The organism is Desulfovibrio sp. An276 (genome assembly GCF_002159665.1).
Lineage (GTDB): Bacteria > Desulfobacterota > Desulfovibrionia > Desulfovibrionales > Desulfovibrionaceae > Desulfovibrio > Desulfovibrio faecigallinarum.
Genome location: NZ_NFJC01000073.1, coordinates 1 through 1575, shown reverse-complemented (window position 1 = coordinate 1575; position 1575 = coordinate 1). Strand labels below are relative to the sequence as shown.

Sequence of the window (1575 nt, the reverse complement as noted above, 5' to 3'; positions counted from 1 at the left end):
GTGGTACCTTTACCACTCAAAAAAGGTGGTCCTGAAGGCTATTCTCGGCCTATGAAGCCATCGACAGGTCGACATGGTCCTTGAGTGGTAATTTTTGGGAAGTTCAGGCACTCGAGCTCTGATTGTCAGCATGCATTGAGCAGTTGGGACATTCCAGCGCATGCCGGCAAGCTTCAGCCTCTTCTGCAGAACAATTTTGTTGCCGCTCTCGATGGCACCGCTCCCAATGAAATATCCCTTTGCGAGATACTCAGGGTAGTTGATATGGTTTCTATGTGAGGTCAGGTAATGCGGCAAATTGACGCAATTTCTATTTTGAATTGGAGGTAATGCTGCCAATATCGCAAGTATTTCATCGATACGTCCATCGCTGAGCATCTGGCAGATATTTTCTGCCCATGGGCGGTACTTGCTTTCATCATTCTGAAACACTTCCCTGGCATACGCGTAAACATTTTCATCCAAGTGATATCCAGAATATGCAGGCAACCGGGATAGTCTTCTTGAGCCATATTCGCAATCCAGGCGGCTCCATCACTCAGGAGTACAACCTGCCTGCCTTGGCCATATCCATTTTCCACAAGCATGTCGAATAGATGCTTCCGGAATTCCACTGCTTTGCCAAGGTAGGAAACATACTGTCGTGCTTCAATGCGATGTTCCAGATCGCCGGTTCGTGGGTTCACGTACTGCTTGATGTCATCCGATTTGAAGCAGACTCCCAGCTTGTTCTCCCGCCACGTTGAGCCGTTGTCGTCCTTTGTACGTGTATTGAGCGCTGCGCCATCTACCTCGGCGTAGAGGATGGCGTTCTCATCAGGAGGATTGAAGTCAATCGAACAATTTTCGTATGTTTCCCCTGATTTGGCGCAATCTTCTTCAAAAAGCTTGCCCCCGACCTCGTTGACCACTTTACGGATGGTCTCAGAGCTGACCTGGATGTTGCCCAAATCGGCCAAAATCTCGGCTGCGGCCTTGTACGATGGCTGGTTTTGCCCATAGAACACGCACAACAGCATCATCTTTGGTGACATTTTGAAGGGGAGTTTGTGGATGCCCAATACCTTGTCCAGTGGGAAAACACTGCTGCACTTGTGCTGCTCCTTTAGCTTGGCGCGTGATTCCTCATCGGCAGGAACCATCATGGTCCGCTTGTAGGTAATTTCGCCACGCGTGGTCAGGAGAGTCCTTGCAGGCTTCCCGGCATTCTCCAGACGAATCCCCTGCAGTAGAAATTCGTTTTTGTAAGTACGAATCAGGTTCCTTTCATCGATCTGCCCCATCATTGTGTGAAGCAGCTATCGCACGATTTCGCCACACTTATGTAGTGCTTGGCTCCAAAGCAACTCTATGCCGTGAATTCCCTGAGACTTCTCCAGATTATGGACGATCTCTTTGAATTCACATGTTATTTCGGCAACTAAAGAATTTATCTTGGTAGAAAAATCGGCTACGATATCGCTCAGGCCTGAACTTCCCAAAAATTACCACTCAAGGACCATGTCGACCTGTCGATGGCTTCATAGGCCGAGAATAGCCTTCAGGACCACCTTTTTTGAGTGGTAAAGGTACCAC

The 1575-nt window shown here is 48.6% G+C and carries 1 protein-coding gene; it reads right to left on the bottom strand.

The window, feature by feature from the left end:
* Nucleotides 1-281: 281 nt before the first annotated feature.
* A complete protein-coding gene (locus B5F76_RS14235; protein WP_087355748.1) occupies nt 282-1286 on the bottom strand; it encodes a hypothetical protein in 1005 nt (334 codons plus the stop codon).
* Between the last annotated feature and the right edge of the window lie 289 nt (nt 1287-1575).